This window comes from Dendrosporobacter quercicolus (genome assembly GCF_900104455.1).
GTDB classification, from domain to species: Bacteria; Bacillota; Negativicutes; order DSM-1736; family Dendrosporobacteraceae; genus Dendrosporobacter; species Dendrosporobacter quercicolus.
In genome coordinates, this window is sequence record NZ_FNHB01000003.1 from 169106 (window position 1) to 186915 (window position 17810).

Genomic DNA, 17810 nt, shown 5'->3' on the forward strand with positions numbered 1-17810 from the left:
TTTATACTGGAGTGATTTGATGCATATTGTTTTAGTTGAACCGGAGATACCGGGGAATACGGGGAATATAGCCAGATTGTGCGCGGCTACCGGTTGTGAGCTGCATTTGGTCAAACCACTGGGCTTTTCCGTGGATGACCGGTATCTTAAACGGGCCGGTCTGGATTACTGGCATTTGGTAACCATCCATTATTATGAAAGCTTTTCGGAAGTTGCCGCCCAATATGCCGGGCGTAATTTTTATTTTAACACCACAAAAACCAGGCAGCCTTATACTTCTGTGCAGTATACTGCTGATGATCTGTTGGTATTTGGCAAGGAAACTGCCGGACTGCCGGCGGAAATTCTGGATAGTAACCGGGCAAATTGCGTGCGCATTCCCATGCTGGATGACGCCAGATCGCTGAACCTGTCCAATGCGGCGGCCATTGTGGTGTATGAGGCGCTCCGGCAGGTTGGCTTTCCTGATTTAAGATAAATTATTGTAATAGAAGTTGGTGATTTGGTTAATGTCGGCAATATTTGGTCCGGCTGGCAATCCGGAAGCTTTCTATGAAAGCGGCAAAAAGGCATCGGTTGAGATGCCGGCCTGGCTGGCGGATTTAAACTTGTCCGCCTATGAGTATCAATGCAGCCGCGGGGTTCATGTCCGGGAAGAAACGGCCCGGGCCATTGGTCTTAAAGCAGCGCAATACGGCATAAGCTTAAGTATTCATGCGCCTTACTTTATCAGTCTGGCTACTGAGGATGAAAAAATTGCCGCCAATACACAAAATCATTTTTTGAAGGCGTTAACGGCTGCCAGCTGGATGGGCGCTGACCGGATTGTCTTTCATATCGGCGGTCCCGGCAAACAGGAGCGCAAAGCAGCGATGGCAAGGGCCCAGCGGGCATTTGCCGCTATTTTGGAGCTGGCTGAAAAGCGCGGCCTTACCGGTATTTATTTGCTGCCGGAAACAATGGGCAAACAAAATCAGCTGGGCAATCTAGCCGAGGTTCTGGCTATATGCAAGCTGTCTAAATGGGTGATACCGGCAATCGATTTTGGCCATTTACATGCCGTAACCGGCGGGGCTTATACCAGCCGCGCCGAATTTGCCGCAGTCTTTGAACAGGTGGGCGAGGAACTGGGCGCGGACGTTGCCGGGAATTTGCATATCCATTTTAGCAAAATTGAATTTACTAAGGCCGGTGAGCGCCGGCACTGGACTTTTGCCGATGTGTACGGCCCGCCGTATGAACCGCTGATGGAGGTTTGCGCCGAACAGGGCTATACACCGCGGGTGATTTGTGAGTCCGCCGGCACGCAGGCGCTTGACGCCAAAACCATGCAGGATTTCTATTGGTCGCTGCGGGGCGGCAGGGCTTAACCACGCGGCGGTCGGGCTCCATACTTTTAGTATTAAATTTGCACCAGCGGCATAGGATAATTGGTGAAATGCAGGCAGTTTTTAAAATATATGGTGACATTTTCACCAAAGGAATGAAATTTTTGCGAAAAAATAGCGAGTTTTTAACAAAAATTGAACAGGTAATTCCCCCGGAACGATTGCTGTTGGATGAACCGTTAGCCAATCATACCACGTTTTGCATTGGCGGGCCGGCGGATTACTTTGTACTGCCGGAAACGACAGCTGAAGTAACTGCGGTATTTAAACTGGCGAAACTGTATGACATACCGGTTACCGTACTGGGCAACGGCTCTAATGTTTTGGTGCTCGATAACGGCATTCGCGGACTGGTTTTAAAATTCGGCGAACAAATGTCCCGCTTAAGCCATGCCGGCAACCGGGTCGCAGCCGGCGCCGGCGCCCTGCTGCGGGATGTATCGCGGTATGCCGCCGAGCAGGGACTGTCCGGCATGGAATTTGCTATTGGCATTCCCGGTAGTATTGGCGGGGCTGTTTTTATGAATGCCGGAGCCTATGAAGGCGAGATGAGCCATATCGTGACGGCGGTGACCGCCGTTTGCCCGGATGGCGCGGTAAAACGGTTTACAAAACCGGAGCTTAAGTTTTCTTACCGGCACAGCGTTTTTCAAGAAAACCACTGTACCATCTGTGAAGTTGAACTGATGTTTCAAAATGGCGAGCAGAATTTAATCAGAAGCAGGATGGGCGATTACACGACTAAGCGCGAGATCAAACAGCCGTTGGAAGTGCCCAGTGCAGGCAGTACCTTTAAGCGCCCGCCCGGACACTTTGCCGGAACGTTAATTGAACAGACCGGTTTAAAGGGCTTGACCATCGGCGGCGCTCAGGTTTCTCCCAAGCATGCCGGCTTTATTATTAACGCCGGCGGCGCGACCGCTAAAGATGTGCTGAATCTGATTAAAGAAGTGCAGCGGCGGGTTTATCGCCAGCATGGCGTTATGCTGTATCCGGAAGTGCGGACCCTGGGGGAGCAATAGTGACAGGCCAAGGGGATGTCTTTGTGCAAAGCAGGACGAAGACATCTCTTCAATTTTCCTGAATGAAACAAACAAGGGGGCGGTCCCCTTGTTTGTGCAGGTAAATGGCTGCAAATTGTGGAATATATCCACATAAACTGTCAAAGAATAACAGGGAGGGCTAGCTATGAGGTTAAGTTTTCTCGGAGCGGCCAGAATGGTCACCGGCTCATCCTTTTTACTGGAGACCGGGGCACACAAAATACTGGTGGATTGCGGCATGTTTCAGGGTTCTAAGCCGGTGCGGGCTTTGAATTACCGCGATTTTTCCTTTGACCCGGCCTCGCTGGACTGCGTTTTACTCACGCATGCCCATATCGATCATAGCGGCTTGCTGCCTAAATTATGCAAGCAGGGCTTTAAAGGACCTATTTATGCGACTAAAGTTACGGCGGAGCTATGTAATATTATGCTGCCCGACAGCGCGCATATCCAGGAGTTTGATGCCGAAATCGCCAACCGTAAGGGGCGGCGGGCCGGGAAAAAGGCTGTTGAACCATTATACACGGTTGCGGAGGCCTTCGCTAGCCTGCAGCAGTTTTCACCTGTTGCGTATGATCAGCAGCTGGATCTGGCTGACGAAATACGCGTCGTTTTTCATGACGCCGGCCATATCCTGGGTTCTTCCATCGTTGAGCTTAACGTCACCGAAGGAGCCGAAACAGTTAAACTGTTGTTTTCCGGTGATTTGGGCCAGCCCGATCAGCCGATCCTCAGAGACCCGACGTTTATTTCCAGGGCCGATTATATTATTACTGAGGCTACCTATGGCAACCGGACCCATGAGCAATATGACAAAGAGGAAAAACTGGCTGAAATTATCAATGCCACGGTAGACCGGGGCGGCAATATTATTATTCCGTCTTTTGCCGTAGGACGCACCCAGGCTTTGCTTTACCATTTGCACAGCTTGCTGAAAGCCGGAAAAATCCCTGATATCCCAGTGATTATTGACAGCCCGCTGGCCATTTCGGCCACTGATATATTCCTGCATAATACCCAGGAGTATGACAGTGAGGCTTATGCAATGATCCTGCAGTATCAACAAAATCCTTTGAAGCTGCCGCAGCTGAAATTTACCAAAACGGCGGAAGAATCAAAGGCGCTGAATTATCTGGATACTCCGGCAATTATTATATCGGCCAGCGGGATGGCTGACGCCGGGCGGATTTTGCATCATTTAAAGCATAATCTCTGGCGGCCGGAGAGCAGTGTGCTGTTTGTCGGCTATCAGGCGGAAGGGAGTCTGGGGCGGCGTTTAATTGAAGGCGTTAAGCGGGTAAAAATCATGGGTGAGGAAATTGGCGTAAAAGCAGCCATTTATAATCTGGACGGTTTTTCCGCGCATGCCGACCAGGCCCAGCTGCTGGAATGGTTAAAGTACTTTGCCGAGCCCAAGCCGGCCAATATATTTCTGGTGCATGGCGAATCAACGGCCGCTGAGCCGTTAGCCGCGCTGATTCGGGAACAGCTGGAGCTGTCGAGCTATATTCCGCGTTATGGCGAGGTTGCGGTTATTACCGGCCGTAAGTGGCATATTGAGCAGACGGAGCTGGCGGCTTTGGTGCCGGAGGTTAAAGAACTGGAAGACTATTTAAATCAGGCTGAGGCCGATTACCAGCTGCAGCGCCGGCAGTTGATCGAGCTAGTGGCCGAACACCCCGGCAAATTGTCCGAGGCAATCATTCGAATGGAAAAAGTGTTGAAATACCTAAAAAAATTAGTCAAAGATTTATAAAAAACTGTTGTTTATAATTGACAGTCAGCCGGTAGTATAATATAGTGGTCTGTATATGTACACTAAAAAGGATGTATGTAAAAACGACGACATCCTTTTTCTTATTTATTTAGGAGGGCTTATGAAACGGGACGATTTACGAAATATAGCAATTATTGCTCATGTTGACCACGGCAAGACTACCTTAGTTGATGCAATGCTCAGGCAAAGCGGTATATTCCGCGCCAATGAGCTGGTAGCTGAACGGGTGATGGACTCAAATGACCTGGAGCGCGAGCGCGGGATAACCATTTTATCAAAAAATACGGCGGTGATGTACGGCGATGTCAAAATTAATATTGTTGACACTCCGGGACACGCCGATTTTGGCGGTGAAGTGGAACGGGTGCTCAATATGGTGGATGGCGTTTTGCTGCTGGTAGATGCTTTTGAGGGGCCGATGCCGCAGACGAAATACGTGCTGCGTAAAGCCTTGGAGCAAAAGTTAAAACCCATTGTGGTTATTAATAAAATAGACCGGCCTGACGAGCGGGTGGAAGATGTCGCAGATGAGGTTCTGGAACTGTTTATTGAGCTGGAAGCCGATGACGACCAGCTGGATTTTCCGGTGGTGTATGCCGCCGCCCGTGACGGGTACGCTAAGCTGAACATGGCGGATGAAGCAACGGATTTAAAACCTTTGTTTGATTTATTGATCAAAGAAATTCCAGCGCCGGAAGGCGACTTGGATGGCCCGCTGCAAATTATGGTGACTACGCTGGATTACGATGACTATGTGGGCCGGATCGCGATCGGCCGGATTATTCGCGGCCGGGTTTTTAACGGACAAAATGTGCTGGTATTAAACGGCGATTTGGAAACCAGGGCTAAAATCGGCCGGCTCTACGGTTATCAGGGTTTAAAGCGGGTAGAAGTAAAAGAGGCCGGCCTGGGTGATATTATTGCCGTAACCGGCCTGGATAATGTCAGTATCGGTCAGACCATTGCGGACACTGAGCACCCTGAAGCGCTGCCCGCCATTAATATCGACGAACCGACGCTGGCCATGACTTTTGGCGTCAACACCAGCCCGTTTGCCGGCCGTGAGGGTACTCTGGTTACTTCCAGGCATGTACGGGACCGTTTGTTTAAGGAAGTTGAAACAAATGTCAGCTTAAGGGTTGAGGAAACCGACAATGCCGATACCTTTAAAGTGTCAGGCCGGGGTGAACTGCATTTATCCATATTAATTGAGACCATGCGACGGGAAGGGTTTGAACTGCAGGTCGGCAAGCCTGAGGTTATTTACAAAACTATTAACGGTCAGCGTTGTGAGCCGATGGAGGCTTTAACCATTGATGTTCCGCAGGAATTCATGGGGGCGGTGATGGAATCCCTGGGAACCCGCAAAGCCGAATTGGTCAATATGACCGAACTGGCCGGCTATCTGCGCATGGAATTTGTCATTCCGGCCCGGGGGTTGATCGGTTTCAGATCCGAATTTCTGACCAATACCAAGGGCAATGGCATTATGCATCATATTTTTCATGGCTATGTACCGTTTAAAGGTGAGATTCCGGGCCGCAGCCGCGGGGTGCTCATCGCCTTTGAGGATGGAGAAACAACGGCTTATGGCATCAATACTGTTCAGGACCGCGGCGTTATGTTCGTCGTACCGGGTCAGGCTGTCTATACCGGTATGATTGTCGGGGAAAATGCCCGGGAACTGGATATGGATGTAAATCCCTGCAAGAAAAAGCATGTGACCAATATGCGGTCCAGCGCCTCCGATGATTCGATCCGTTTGACTCCGCCGCGCATTCTCAGTCTGGAGCAGGCGCTGGAGTATATTAATAAGGATGAATTGGTAGAAGTAACGCCGCACAGTATCCGTTTGCGCAAAACCATTCTGGATCGCGCCGCCCGTAACCGAGACCGGAAGAACAACCAATAGCTTAAGCAGTAGGTTAACACTGTCACTATACTGCAAGGCAACTGCACGGGGCCGGACCGGGCATGAAGGAGGCTTTTTCTATGCTTTCACCGGAAGCTTCGGCGATTCTCAAAGCCCGCTATTTGCTGGACGGGGAAACGCCGACGGAAATGTTTATGCGGGCGGCAAAACATGTTGCTCAGGCTGAAACGCTGTATGGGGCCGACGCTCAGGCTGCAGCCAAAGCGTATTATCAGTTGATGGCGAATCTGGAGTTTTTACCGAATTCCCCAACGCTGATAAATGCCGGAAAACCAGGCGCGCAATTGGCGGCCTGCTTTGTCCTGCCCATTGAGGATTCACTGGCCGGCATTTTTGAGACGCTGAAGGAGGCCGCTTTGATTCAGCAAAGCGGCGGCGGCACCGGGTTTTCCTTTTCGCGTCTCAGACCCAGGGGCGATCTGGTAGCGGCAACCGGCAATTCGGCCGGCGGGCCGGTTTCGTTTATGCAAGTATATAATGCGGCGACAGAGGCGGTAAAACAGGGGGCTGTCCGCAGCGGCGCCAATATGGCGGTACTGCGGGTGGATCATCCTGATATCCGGGAGTTCATTGAAGTCAAGCGGCAGCGGGATGTTCTGAACAATTTTAATTTATCGGTGGCTATTACCGATAAATTTATGGCTGCCGTGGCTGACGGCGGCCTCTTTGACCTGATTAATCCCCGTACCGGGGTCGTTGCGGCAACCGTGGAGGCCCGGGAGATTTATGGACGTCTGGTTGCAATGGCCTGGGAAAACGGCGAGCCGGGCTTGTTTTTCATTGACACCGTCAACAAAGCCAACCCCACGCCTGCATTAGGAAGCTTCGAAAGCCCTAACCCCTGCGCCGAGCAGCCGTTACTGCCTTATGAGTCCTGCAATTTGGGGTCAATTAACCTGGCCCGGATGGTCAGAGTTATGGCAAAACAGCGCATCAGTCTGGATTATGATAAACTGCGCCAGGTTGTGCGAACAGCCGTCCGGTTTTTAGATAATGTAATCGATGTCAATCATTTTCCGCTGCCGGCGGTTGGCTGTCAAACCGGGCTGACCCGTAAGATCGGGCTGGGTATTATGGGACTGGCTGATTTATTGATCCTGCTTGATCTGCCTTATGCCAGCAAAGAGGCAGTACGGCTGACGGCGGGGGTGATGGAGTTTGTCACTGCGGAAGCCCGGCAAATGTCGCTGGAACTGGGCGTTCAGCGAGGCAGTTTTCCAGCGTTTGACGCCAGTATTTATGCCGGGCGCTATACGGCAATGCGCAATGCCACCGTAACCACCATTGCCCCTACCGGCGGCATCAGCTTAATCGGCCAGTGCTCGAGCGGCATTGAGCCGCTGTTTGCCCTGGCGGTAACGCGCCGGGTGCTGGACGGCCGGATGCTTACCGGCGCCAATCCTGTCGTCTGGCGGTATTTGGCTGCCCGGGGTCTGCTAAATGATGCGAATGCCGCCGTGAAAAATTCCGGCAGCGTAGCGGCCGCCGATTTGCCGGCAGAGATCAAAGCCGTGCTGGCTACCGCTCATGAAATTGAACCGCGCTGGCATGTCGCCCATCTGGCGGCAGCTCAGCGGCATACCGACAATGGCGTATCAAAAACGGTTAATTTGCCCCGGAATACGCCTCTGGAAACTGTTGACAGGATTTTTTGGGAAGCTTATCAGGCCGGCTGCAAAGGGGTAACTGTATACCGCGATGCCAGCAGAAGCGGCCAGGTTCTGACCCATGGTACGACAGAGTGTGCTAAGTGTGAGCAATAAAGTGAAATTATTTTTCCGCGCCTGCAGGAATAAAGCTTAAATTGTCGAATATTTACCAAAAAATGGTGACTAAAATGAAGCATGTAATGGAGGCGAAAAAAATGACTGGCGGCCTAATTTATAAGCTGACGAATTTTTTGATGCCAGTGGAAGAAGCTGAAGAACATAAAACTGAACTGCCGCGCCCTAATCTTACTGTTCACAGCAGTACTGCCACCGAGTTAAAGCTGTTGATTGCCATACCGCATAGTTTTGATGATGTCCGGGACTTTGCCGATCATTTAAAAGCAAAAGAGGCAATTATTGTCAATTTTGAGCATGTTGATCAGGATACCAGGCAGCGCATTGGCGATTTTCTTAATGGAGTCTGCTATACCTTAGCCGGAGCAGTGCAAAAACTGACCGAAACAAGCATGATCTATGTACCGGAAAATGTCGATATCAGCAAAGAGTTATATGCCTACGCCATTCCTACCTATATCAAACAATAACCGGCAGGCCGATCAGAGTCCGGCAGTTCTAACCGGCATACAGTTAGAACTGTTTTTTTGCGCGGCAACAGTTTTTGACATTGCTTCAACTTTACTAAGACCGGTGTCAGCCTTACAGCGAAATTTCCGGCGGCAAAACACCTTGACAAATGGAAAAAAAGATGTTTTAATAACGATAAATAATTTCATTGAGCTGATCAGAAAACCTGAAGGCTAAAAGTTTTTTTCTTAAATTTTAAGAAAAAGCTTTTAGCCTTTTTTCAAGCTGACTGGTATAACCAGAGGCCGGCATGTCATCATTTTATTGGTAGGCATAGTCCGGCTATTTTTATTTAAAAAAACTTACTGGTTGTTCCCGAAGAAACCGAATCCTATTAAAGCAGAGGGGGATGAAAATGTCAGTAATGCTAGTTGGTGCGGATCATTTGGGAAATATCGAAAAAAATTTACAATTGCTGGGCATCAATGCTGTTGAACATGTTACCGGGCGCAAAGCCGCCAACCGGAGAAAAACGAAAATACCAATTTCCATTGCTTTAATTGTGGTATTCATCGATTATGTCAATCATATTACAACAAACAATATCAAGCAGGTTGCTAAAGCCCAGGGAGTACCGCTGATTTTTGCCAATCGCTCCTGGAGTTCATTGCAAGAGAAGCTGGCGAATTATCATTTCAAGGAGCGGGGTGATTGCAGGCTGCAGTAGAAGAGCGGTTTCGCACCGTAAGCCGCTGGCTGCACTGACTGCTGTCAGCCTTGTGTCATAAAAGGACACAGCAAACAGAATCAGGTAGCTGGCTGATCAGTAAACACTGAAGGCAAAGGGGTTCCCGGTGAACTAGTCCTTTGCCATTTTTTGATTTTGAGAAAGGATGATACCGATGACAGAAGTTTTTGCGGCAAGCAAGAAAACCGCAGCGGCAATCCGCGGACGGAACGAGAGCAGAGTAAGCCAAATCAGGCCGGTACCGCTGCAGGTATTGGATATTATTATTCATTTTCTACATACCGTTAAAAACGGCTATTTAATATTAACCATTCAGGATGGGCATGTGGTCAAAATTGAAAAAACGGAAAAATTCATTATTTCGGCTAAGACCAGGGAAGCAGGCTGTATCAGTTATGATAAACCGCAGAAAAAGCACCCGCTGCAAGGCAAAATTACAGCTGAACTACAAGCAATTCAATATGGTCAGCTGGTTATCCGGCTGGATAACGGCCAAGTGGAACAAATTGAAAAGACAGAAAAGCGCCGTGTGCATGAACTGGAAGGAATTCACGGAGATGGTATATAAAATAAATTGTTTTAGGCTTTGTACTTATCTTGTTCATCATAAACGGTGTAGATAGTGATCCGGTTTGGCCTGCGCCGTTACCGGCGGGCGTATTTTGTCTTTAAGTACCATTGACAGATGAAAGGTCATACAGTATCATAGCAATAAAAATAATTGAGCTGATTAGGAAAACTAAAGGCTGGAACTCATTCTGCGGAATGGTTCCGGCTTTATTATTTCCCGGCAATAGCAAGGCTGGGCAGGAGCTCAAATATTTGACCGTTGCAGGCGGCTGCGGTGATAAACAGCTTTGCTGGTATGCTGTTAGTGCCTGTACTAATGAGGCATCAAATTAAGGAGGGTCTGAAATGACAATTTATAAATTTTTACTGGCGGCGCTGCTGTTCTTTTTTCTTGGCACTGCGGTGCTTTATGCCGGGGCAAACCGGGCGCCGTTCAAAGCTGCGCCGTCTGAGCATAAACATCATTCCGGAACAAGTTTGGGGCGGCCGGGGATTCAGGCTTGCCCGGTGAGTGATGTTTTTAAGGAGGTGGCACTGTGAATCTAAATAAAGGAATCGCCTGGTTTGCCGTAATCATCAGTATCAGTCTCTTGTTTTTACCGCGTCTTGTTCCGATTTGCACAGGACACGCCAAGGTGGGCGGGCAATCGCTGCCAATGGCCTGCCACTATGCTTATCAGGCCGAATTTATCATTGGGCTGCTGGCGGTAATTGTTGCGGCAAGCTTATTTGTATTGCGTACTGCTGAGGGGAAACTGTTCGCCAGTCTGCTGATTTTACTGCTGGGACTTGTTGTTGTCATTATTCCGCAGCCTTGGGTGATCGGCATCTGCCCGGAAGGGGGCTGCCAGAAAACGACCTTTTTCGTAACCATTGGCGGTATTTTATACAGTCTGGCCGGTTTGAGCAATATCTGGCTGATTCGCCGGGCGGAACAGGGGGAGGCGGAATGACTTTTCTGGTCTGGAAAAGTATTTTGCACCGTAAGCTGCCCAGCCTGGCGATTGTTGTCACCATTGCCATCGGGGTTGCAATTGTTTTTTGCGCGGCCAATATTTATCGCGGCGTGTCTTCCGGAATCGAAATAGCCAGACAACGCCTGGGCGCTGACATCGTCGTTGTTCCCGATACGGTTACGCTGGAGCCCAGTCTGGTATTGTTTGGCGGGGCTACAACCCATACTTATATGCCGCAAAGCCTGCTTGGCGAGGTCCTGGCCATACCCGGCGTACACCGGGCTACGCCGCAGTTTTTTACTCAATCGTTAAGCGCTGATTGCCATGATATCGGTACGCAGAACCGGATGCTGGGCTATGACCCGCAAAGCGACTGGATCATTACTCCGTGGCTGAAGAAACTTCAGAAAGACGTTCTTAAGGATGATGAAGTTATTCTTGGCGCTAAAATTCCAATCTGGAATCAAAACAGAATTTCGATCCTGGGCAAGTGGTATAATATTGTAGCCATTGCCGAGGAAACAGGTACAACGCTTGATTATTCCTTGTTTGTCAGCATGGAGGAGGCGCGCCGTGTTGCGGCTAAAGATGTTCTACTGGGCGACGTATGGGCTGAGCAGGGGCCGCCGGACGGACTTATTTCAGCAATCTTGATCCAGACAGGAGAAACTGCCCGGGTTGAGATGATTGCGGGCGATATACAGCGTCTGGGCGGTGTGAGGGCCATTGTGGCCGCAGATATTAAAAACCGGATTAACAGTCAGTTTACCGTACTGCTGCTCTTGCTGGGCGGTATCGGTTTGCTGACTGTCCTGGCCTCACTGCTGCAGCTGTTCGCCCGGTTTTATAGCTTGACCTGGGAGCGTCAGGCTGAGTGGGGCCTGTATTTGGCCCTGGGCGCTTCAGGCCGTGATATTGCTTTTATCATTCTGGGCGAAACCGTGGCGGTATCGCTGGCCGGATCGGTCGCCGGCCTGATCCTGGGCGGTATTCTTTATTGGCTTACGCTGCTGCTTCTGACCGCAAATCAGTCCTTTCCCTTTATTGCGCCAGGTTGGCCGTATCGGATCGTATTGTCGCTGGCGCTGATCGCCTCCTTCACCAGTCTGGGCGCTTTAGCCGCCTGGCTGCCGGCCCGTCAGGGCAGTAAGACCGATCCGGGCACTGTGATGACCAGAGGCGAATTTGACTGACAGGAGGATGAGCATGTCCAATTTATTGGAGTTAATCAGCATTAGTAAATATTACGAAAAGCAGTTGATTTTATCGGAAATATCGCTGACGTTAGAGGCGGGAACGGCTGTAGCCGTTACCGGCAATTCCGGCGGCGGTAAAACCACCCTGTTATCGATTGTCGGCTTGCTGCAGTCGGCAACCTCAGGGCAAATTCTGGTTGATGACGTTAATGTCACTGCGTTTAATCGGCAGCAGCAGGCGGCAATAAGAGGCAGATCTTTTGGTTTTGTTTTTCAACGGGCCAGGCTGATCAATTCGCTTACTGTTCTGGAGAATGTTATCCTGCCTGCTATATTTTCCCGGCCTAAGCAAGAAGCATCCAAACGGGCCCAAGCTCTGCTGACTGACTTCGGTTTGGCGGAGCGGCTCGATTATAAGCCGCAGCAGCTCAGTCTGGGTCAACTGCGCAGAGTGTCGCTGGCCAGGGCTTTGCTGCTTAAGCCCCCGATATTGCTGGCAGATGAGCCGACAAATGATCTTGATCCCGCCTTGGCCCGAACTGTGGTTGACGCTTTGTTTCAGGCCAGGAATGAAGGGGCCGGCGTTATTATTGTCACCCATGATCCGGCTCTGGCCAGACAGGCGGATATAGCTTTCCGTCTGGAGAGCGGCCGGCTGATCAGACAATAAAAATATCTTTTCCAAAATCACTTGCACGATTATACTACCTGGAGTATAATGCTAAATAAGACATTTCAATAGGTGGCTGATTAGTGAACAAACTAAAGGCCGGAGATTTTTTCAACTGAAAAAATCCCCGGCCTTTTCGTCTATCATTTTAAAATTTCAATAGATGATAGGCTCAGCAATGTGAGCATAGGCATTATCGTAAAAATTTTACGAAACAATTTCAGGAGGGGTTATACGATGAGTAAAAAAATCAAGCAAATCGCCATTTACGGCAAAGGCGGAATTGGCAAGTCAACGACGACCTCAAATATCAGCGCCGCTCTATCCCAGCAAGGGTATAAGGTCATGCAGTTCGGCTGTGATCCCAAAGCCGATTCCACCAATACGCTGCGGGACGGCACTTATATTCCGACGGTTTTAGATACCTTGCGGGAAAAAAGTCAGGTTAAGCCGGAGGATGTCATTTTTAAAGGCTTTAACGGAATTTATTGCGTGGAAGCCGGCGGACCGGCGCCAGGCGTTGGCTGCGCCGGGCGCGGCATTATTACCGCCGTTCAGCTGTTAAAACAGCTGAAAGTGTATGATGAGCTGGATATTGATGTAGTCATCTACGATGTATTGGGCGATGTTGTGTGCGGCGGGTTTGCCGTACCGATCCGGGAAGGCATTGCGGAACATGTTTTTACCGTTTCTTCCGCTGACTTTATGGCTGTATATGCCGCCAATAACCTGTTCAAGGGCATTCAGAAATACTCTAATTCAGGCGGGGCGCTGCTGGGCGGCTTGATTGCCAATTCCATCAACGCGCCATATGCCAAGGATATTGTTGATGATTTTGTCGCCAGGACGAAAACCAGAGTTGTGGAATATGTTCCCCGTTCGGTAACGGTTACCCAATCCGAACTGCAGGGCAAAACCTCGGTGGAAGCGGCGCCCACCTCAGAGCAGGCGAAAATTTACGCCAAACTGGCTACCAAAGTCATTGAGACTACTGAATCGAAAGTTCCCTCACCTCTGACTACCTCCGAATTAAGAGAATGGGCCGCCCAGTGGGCCGATCATTTGCTGGCGATGGAAACCGGTGAAGTTCGCAGCCAGGCTGCGGCGATTTAATTATCTTACATTATCCTGTTATTAAGCTGATCAGGTAAAAGCTGAAGGCTGCAGAAGTTTTTTTCTGCAGCCTTTGCTTATTTCATACCGCTAATGTTAAGGCGAGAGAGAAGAGGTGAGGATGATGAGCAATTTTTGCCCTGGCAGCATACCTGCTCACATTTTAGAACAAACCCGCAAGCATCCCTGTTATTCAGTTGAAGTGCACCATCAGTTTGCCCGCATGCATTTGCCGGTGGCGCCCGGCTGTAATATCCAGTGCAATTACTGCAACCGTAAATTTGACTGCGTAAACGAGAGTCGTCCGGGGGTGACGAGTGAAGTGTTAACCCCGGCGCTGGCTTTTGAAAAGTTCCGCTGGGTTAAGGAGAAAATCGGGGAATTAACGGTAGTTGGAATAGCCGGACCCGGAGACGCGCTGGCTGACTGGCAATATACCAGGCAGACAATTGAGCGAATTAAGGCTGTGGATGACAGCATTGTGTTCTGCTTATCCACCAATGGTTTGCTCTTGCCCGAGTACGCTCAGGAAATTGTCGATGTAGGCATCCATCATGTTACGGTTACCATGAATGCGCTGGATCCTGAAATCGGGGCTCAAATATACAAGTTTGTTTCTTATCAGGGCAAGCGCTATCAAGGCGTTGCAGCGGCTGAACTGCTTTGCCGGAATCAACTGGCCGGCATTCAATATTTAACTGAGCGCAATGTGCTGGTTAAAGTCAATATTGTTATGGTTAAAGGCATTAACGACCGCCATATCCCGGATGTAGTCAAAAAAGTTAAAGCACTGGGGGTGTTTATTACCAATATCATGCCCCTCATTCCGGCTCCGGGCAGCGCATTTGAGCATTTTGCGCAAACCAGCATGAAGGAAATCAACGAAATGCGTAATTTATGCGAGCTGGATATTCAGCAGATGCGGCATTGTAAACAATGCCGGGCTGATGCTGTTGGATTGCTGAATGAAGACCGCTCTTCTGAGTTTAGAATGTGCAACAATCCGGACAATCAAGCCCCGGAGCCGCCAGTGCCCCGCCGGCAGTACCGGATTGCCGTAACCTCCAAATATGGCAGGCTGGTTGATCAGCATTTCGGGCATGCCGCCGAATTTATCATTTATCAGGGCGATGGCCGTGAATTTAAATTATTGGAACGACGGTCGGTACATAAGTATTGTTCGGGTATGGAAGAATGCGGCGAAGAAGAAGCCAAGCGGGAAAGCACGATTCGTACGGTCAAGGATTGTCAGGCTGTGCTGACGATGAGGATTGGCCAGCATGCAAAAGAAAAGCTGGCCGAGCAGGGAACCCAGAGTATTGAATATTGCGACAGTGTGGAAAATGGCTTGCGGCAGGCGGTAAAAACGCTGGTGGAACAGGACGCTGCCGTCAGGAAAGGAGAGAAGGCGGGATGAGAGCATATGTGGATGATTTCTTCGGGCGGCTGATTAATATTTCCGGTTTGGTTACTTTATTTCTGTTATGGGAGATTTTACCGCGTACAGGAATCATTAACGGCCAATTTATTCCGCCTTTATCAGTGGTGTGCTGGGAAATTGCCAAAATGGCCAATGACGGTTCCTTGTTTCTGCATGTCACCGCAAGCCTGCAAAGAACCATTGTGGGACTATTATTGGCAGTCGGTCTGGCTGTGCCGATGGGATTTCTGCTGGGCGGCGTTTTTCCAGCTTTGTCCAAGCAGCTGAGACCTTTATTTCGGCTATTCGGTCAAATCAATGCCTTCTCGCTGTTCCCGATTTTTATCCTGTTTTTCGGTATTGGTGAGATTGCTAAGCTGGCCATTATTTTTTGGTCAACCGTTTGGCCGGTACTGTTTACCACCATTGTCGGAGTGAGAAATATCGACCCGCTTTATATTAAAAGCGCCCGCTCAATGGGCGCGGATAAAGCGACCATTTTCAATAAAGTTGTGCTGCCAGGCGCTGCGCCTGTTATTTTTACCGGCGTGCGTACCGGGGCGTCACATGCTTTCCTGATGCTGATTGCCGCTGAGATGATTGGCGCGCATGCCGGGCTGGGCTGGGTCATTCATAATTCGGAAGTGAATGCAATTATGCCCAGATTGTTTGCCGGAATGATCATTATTGCGATTCTGGGGACTGCGTTGAATTATGTGCTGTATATGCTTGAGGAAAGTCTTGTTGACTGGAAACAGGCGGTTGAACGGATTGAATAAATTACACTGCCAGATGAAGGTGATCAAAAGGAGGGGGTTTCAATGGAGGCGTTATTCAAAAAAGCGTCAAGCGGCAATGTCGGAGAAAATACCGTCCGTCAACAGCGGGCAGCGGGCAATGTCATTAAGCAACTGGCTGGGATCGTGTTTGACCGCGTGGCAATCATTATTTTCCTGGCGCTCTGGGAGCTTGCGCCAAGAGCTGGCTGGGTTCCCCAGACATTTATCTCTCCCCCGTCGCTCATACTGGAGACGCTGGTTGATTTAATCCTTAGCGGTGTGTTATTTGTTCATATTAAAACCAGTTTGCTGAGATCGGTTTTTGGCTTTATTTTGGCGGTTATGATTGGCATTCCTCTGGGACTGTTTCTGGGCGGGTGGTTTCCGCTGTTTGAGCGGGTGATGAACCCGGTACTGCGTTTGTTGTCGGCAATTAACCCTTTTTCGCTGTTTCCGGTTTTTATTTTGATTTTTGGCATTGGGGAAGTATCCAAGGTGGCCATGATATTTTGGGTATGCCTCTGGCCGGTGGTGATTAATACAACTACAGGCATCCAAAGTGTGGATGGCCTGCTGATTAAATCGGCAAGGTCAATGGGGGTCGTCGGTTCGAACCTGTTTATTAAAGTGATTTTCCCGGCATCTTTGCCAAATATATTTCACGGCTTGAGAACTGCCTGCAGTGTGGCCTTCTTTATGCTGATCGCTGCAGAAATGGTCGGCGCAAGCAGCGGCCTGGGCTGGCTGGTGTTTAATGCTCAAAATAATTATCAAATACCCAAATTGTTTGCCACTACGTTTACGATAGCGGCGCTGGGGCTTTCGCTTAACGGGCTGTTTGGCCTGTTGGAGCGCCGGTTGCTTAACTGGAAAGAGACGACAGCAGACTATTAGATAATAATAAATTGATTTTGTAGGGGAGATGTTTTATGGCTAGTAAGGCAAATGTAAAAAAAATTGTCACCGGTATCATTGCGGTAGCAGTGGTGGCTGCTATCGGCTATGGCGCAAGCTTAAGCAGTAAACAGGTAGGCGACGAAGCCGCCAAAGTAAGCGGCGAAGGCTTGATCCCGATTAAAACCTGGTCGCAGACGGCCTGCAGCTCCACGCCTTGGGTTGTGGCCGATCAGAAAGGCTTTTTTAAAGAAGAGGGCCTGCAAATTGTGTATACCGGCGATACCCAGCCCAATCAGCGAATTCCGTCGGTGCTCAACGGCAATAATGACGTGGGCGACGTTCATCCCAACGGCTTGGCTGTGGCCATTGCCGCCGGAGCCAATATTAAAGGGGTGGTGAAGGCCGGAATTGATCCGCTGCCCGAACAGGACCCGAAACTGCGCCACATGAACTGGTACGTCAATCCCCAGGAACATCCTGACATTAAGTCTTTTGCCGATCTGAACAAAATTGCCGGTAAAATCAAGTTTTCTATTATTACAAATAATCAATGCTCTGATTTTCTGGCGAACACGATTGCCGACAGACAGGGGGTCGGACGGGATAAAATAGAATGGGTAACCATGCCTGATATTCAGGCTGTGCAGGCCCTGAAAAAAGGTTTAGTTACCGTATCCGGGGTTCATCCGCCTTTTTATAAATCAATGGAGGACGCCGGTATGGTGAAGATTGCCGATAGTCTGGACGCCGGGCTGGGCCAGGGCGGCGGGATAGGTTATTACTATTTCACCACCGACTATATTCAAAAAAATCCTGAGACTATCGCAAAGTTTTCTCAAGCAATCATAAAAGCGCAAAAATGGGCGAATGAAAATCCGGAAGAAGCCAGAAAGCTAACAGAAGACTGGATTAAGGTGCCGGTGAATGCAACCCACTATTACGCGGCCGATACAGCGATAAGCGCCGATCTAATTACTCCCTGGATTGAAGATTTGGAGAAAGCAGGGGTTATTCCCAAAGGCAAAGTAACAGCATCCGATCTTGTGATTTCAGAAAACGTTAATAGTTCAAAAACTCGCTAGACCG

General features: G+C 49.6%; 18 protein-coding genes. All 18 read left to right on the forward strand.

Features of this window, described 5'->3' with window-relative positions:
* The first annotated feature begins 19 nt into the window (after positions 1 to 19).
* The 18 genes from trmL (at position 20) to BLR06_RS08955 (ending at position 17806) form a co-directional block, all read left to right on the forward strand.
* A complete protein-coding gene (gene trmL, locus BLR06_RS08870; protein ID WP_092071579.1) occupies positions 20 to 478 on the forward strand; it encodes a tRNA (uridine(34)/cytosine(34)/5-carboxymethylaminomethyluridine(34)-2'-O)-methyltransferase TrmL in 459 nt (152 codons plus the stop codon).
* A 31-nt stretch (positions 479 to 509) separates the two neighbouring features.
* Positions 510 to 1370: a TIM barrel protein gene (locus BLR06_RS08875; RefSeq protein ID WP_092071582.1), complete on the forward strand. Its 861-nt coding sequence runs from the start codon at positions 510 to 512 to the stop codon at positions 1368 to 1370.
* Positions 1371 to 1483: 113 nt separating this feature from the next.
* Positions 1484 to 2410 carry a UDP-N-acetylmuramate dehydrogenase gene (gene murB, locus BLR06_RS08880; RefSeq protein ID WP_092071931.1) on the forward strand — a complete coding sequence of 309 codons (927 nt, stop codon included), beginning with the start codon at positions 1484 to 1486 and terminating at the stop codon, positions 2408 to 2410.
* Between the two features lie 166 nt (positions 2411 to 2576).
* Positions 2577 to 4187, forward strand: a complete 1611-nt coding sequence (locus BLR06_RS08885; protein ID WP_092071585.1) for an MBL fold metallo-hydrolase RNA specificity domain-containing protein — start codon at positions 2577 to 2579, stop codon at positions 4185 to 4187.
* Between the two features lie 121 nt (positions 4188 to 4308).
* Positions 4309 to 6120: a translational GTPase TypA gene (gene typA, locus BLR06_RS08890; RefSeq protein ID WP_092071588.1), complete on the forward strand. Its 1812-nt coding sequence runs from the start codon at positions 4309 to 4311 to the stop codon at positions 6118 to 6120.
* A gap of 80 nt (positions 6121 to 6200) precedes the next feature.
* Positions 6201 to 7904 (forward strand): adenosylcobalamin-dependent ribonucleoside-diphosphate reductase, encoded by a 1704-nt coding sequence (locus BLR06_RS08895; protein ID WP_092071591.1) that lies wholly within the window; start codon positions 6201 to 6203, stop codon positions 7902 to 7904.
* Between the two features lie 101 nt (positions 7905 to 8005).
* Entirely contained in the window at positions 8006 to 8395 is a 390-nt protein-coding gene (locus BLR06_RS08900) for a cell division protein SepF (RefSeq protein WP_173812997.1), read from the forward strand.
* 395 nt (positions 8396 to 8790) lie between these two features.
* Positions 8791 to 9102, forward strand: coding sequence for a DUF2325 domain-containing protein (locus BLR06_RS08905; RefSeq protein WP_092071597.1), 312 nt, complete (start codon positions 8791 to 8793; stop codon positions 9100 to 9102).
* Between the two features lie 175 nt (positions 9103 to 9277).
* Positions 9278 to 9691, forward strand: a complete 414-nt coding sequence (locus tag BLR06_RS08910; RefSeq protein ID WP_092071600.1) for a DUF2292 domain-containing protein — start codon at positions 9278 to 9280, stop codon at positions 9689 to 9691.
* A gap of 347 nt (positions 9692 to 10038) precedes the next feature.
* On the forward strand, positions 10039 to 10233 hold the full coding sequence (locus BLR06_RS08915; protein ID WP_092071603.1) for a hypothetical protein: 195 nt from the start codon (positions 10039 to 10041) through the stop codon (positions 10231 to 10233).
* The gene (locus BLR06_RS08920; RefSeq protein WP_092071606.1) at positions 10230 to 10646 is read left to right on the forward strand and encodes a DUF4418 family protein; all 417 of its coding nucleotides are present in this window, start codon (positions 10230 to 10232) and stop codon (positions 10644 to 10646) included. Before BLR06_RS08915 ends, BLR06_RS08920 begins: the two co-directional genes overlap by 4 nt.
* Positions 10643 to 11842 (forward strand): ABC transporter permease, encoded by a 1200-nt coding sequence (locus BLR06_RS08925; protein WP_092071609.1) that lies wholly within the window; start codon positions 10643 to 10645, stop codon positions 11840 to 11842. The genes BLR06_RS08920 and BLR06_RS08925 overlap by 4 nt, the downstream gene beginning before the upstream one ends.
* A gap of 13 nt (positions 11843 to 11855) precedes the next feature.
* Positions 11856 to 12515: an ABC transporter ATP-binding protein gene (locus tag BLR06_RS08930; RefSeq protein ID WP_092071612.1), complete on the forward strand. Its 660-nt coding sequence runs from the start codon at positions 11856 to 11858 to the stop codon at positions 12513 to 12515.
* A 237-nt stretch (positions 12516 to 12752) separates the two neighbouring features.
* A complete protein-coding gene (nifH, locus tag BLR06_RS08935; protein WP_092071615.1) occupies positions 12753 to 13628 on the forward strand; it encodes a nitrogenase iron protein in 876 nt (291 codons plus the stop codon).
* Positions 13629 to 13752: 124 nt separating this feature from the next.
* Positions 13753 to 15045 carry a nitrogenase cofactor biosynthesis protein NifB gene (gene nifB / locus BLR06_RS08940; protein WP_092071618.1) on the forward strand — a complete coding sequence of 431 codons (1293 nt, stop codon included), beginning with the start codon at positions 13753 to 13755 and terminating at the stop codon, positions 15043 to 15045.
* Positions 15042 to 15827, forward strand: coding sequence for an ABC transporter permease (locus tag BLR06_RS08945; RefSeq protein ID WP_092071621.1), 786 nt, complete (start codon positions 15042 to 15044; stop codon positions 15825 to 15827). The genes nifB and BLR06_RS08945 overlap by 4 nt, the downstream gene beginning before the upstream one ends.
* A 42-nt stretch (positions 15828 to 15869) precedes the next feature.
* Positions 15870 to 16721 carry an ABC transporter permease gene (locus BLR06_RS08950; protein ID WP_092071624.1) on the forward strand — a complete coding sequence of 284 codons (852 nt, stop codon included), beginning with the start codon at positions 15870 to 15872 and terminating at the stop codon, positions 16719 to 16721.
* 35 nt (positions 16722 to 16756) lie between these two features.
* Positions 16757 to 17806, forward strand: coding sequence for an ABC transporter substrate-binding protein (locus tag BLR06_RS08955; protein WP_092071626.1), 1050 nt, complete (start codon positions 16757 to 16759; stop codon positions 17804 to 17806).
* Positions 17807 to 17810 lie beyond the last annotated feature (4 nt).

Coding starts and splice junctions, on each gene's coding strand:
- trmL (WP_092071579.1), top strand. CDS start 20: ATGCATATTGTTTTAGTTGAACCGGAGATACCGGGGAATACGGGGAAT.
- BLR06_RS08875 (WP_092071582.1), top strand. CDS start 510: ATGTCGGCAATATTTGGTCCGGCTGGCAATCCGGAAGCTTTCTATGAA.
- murB (WP_092071931.1), top strand. CDS start 1,484: ATGAAATTTTTGCGAAAAAATAGCGAGTTTTTAACAAAAATTGAACAG.
- BLR06_RS08885 (WP_092071585.1), top strand. CDS start 2,577: ATGAGGTTAAGTTTTCTCGGAGCGGCCAGAATGGTCACCGGCTCATCC.
- typA (WP_092071588.1), top strand. CDS start 4,309: ATGAAACGGGACGATTTACGAAATATAGCAATTATTGCTCATGTTGAC.
- BLR06_RS08895 (WP_092071591.1), top strand. CDS start 6,201: ATGCTTTCACCGGAAGCTTCGGCGATTCTCAAAGCCCGCTATTTGCTG.
- BLR06_RS08900 (WP_173812997.1), top strand. CDS start 8,006: ATGACTGGCGGCCTAATTTATAAGCTGACGAATTTTTTGATGCCAGTG.
- BLR06_RS08905 (WP_092071597.1), top strand. CDS start 8,791: ATGTCAGTAATGCTAGTTGGTGCGGATCATTTGGGAAATATCGAAAAA.
- BLR06_RS08910 (WP_092071600.1), top strand. CDS start 9,278: ATGACAGAAGTTTTTGCGGCAAGCAAGAAAACCGCAGCGGCAATCCGC.
- BLR06_RS08915 (WP_092071603.1), top strand. CDS start 10,039: ATGACAATTTATAAATTTTTACTGGCGGCGCTGCTGTTCTTTTTTCTT.
- BLR06_RS08925 (WP_092071609.1), top strand. CDS start 10,643: ATGACTTTTCTGGTCTGGAAAAGTATTTTGCACCGTAAGCTGCCCAGC.
- BLR06_RS08930 (WP_092071612.1), top strand. CDS start 11,856: ATGTCCAATTTATTGGAGTTAATCAGCATTAGTAAATATTACGAAAAG.
- nifH (WP_092071615.1), top strand. CDS start 12,753: ATGAGTAAAAAAATCAAGCAAATCGCCATTTACGGCAAAGGCGGAATT.
- nifB (WP_092071618.1), top strand. CDS start 13,753: ATGAGCAATTTTTGCCCTGGCAGCATACCTGCTCACATTTTAGAACAA.
- BLR06_RS08945 (WP_092071621.1), top strand. CDS start 15,042: ATGAGAGCATATGTGGATGATTTCTTCGGGCGGCTGATTAATATTTCC.
- BLR06_RS08950 (WP_092071624.1), top strand. CDS start 15,870: ATGGAGGCGTTATTCAAAAAAGCGTCAAGCGGCAATGTCGGAGAAAAT.
- BLR06_RS08955 (WP_092071626.1), top strand. CDS start 16,757: ATGGCTAGTAAGGCAAATGTAAAAAAAATTGTCACCGGTATCATTGCG.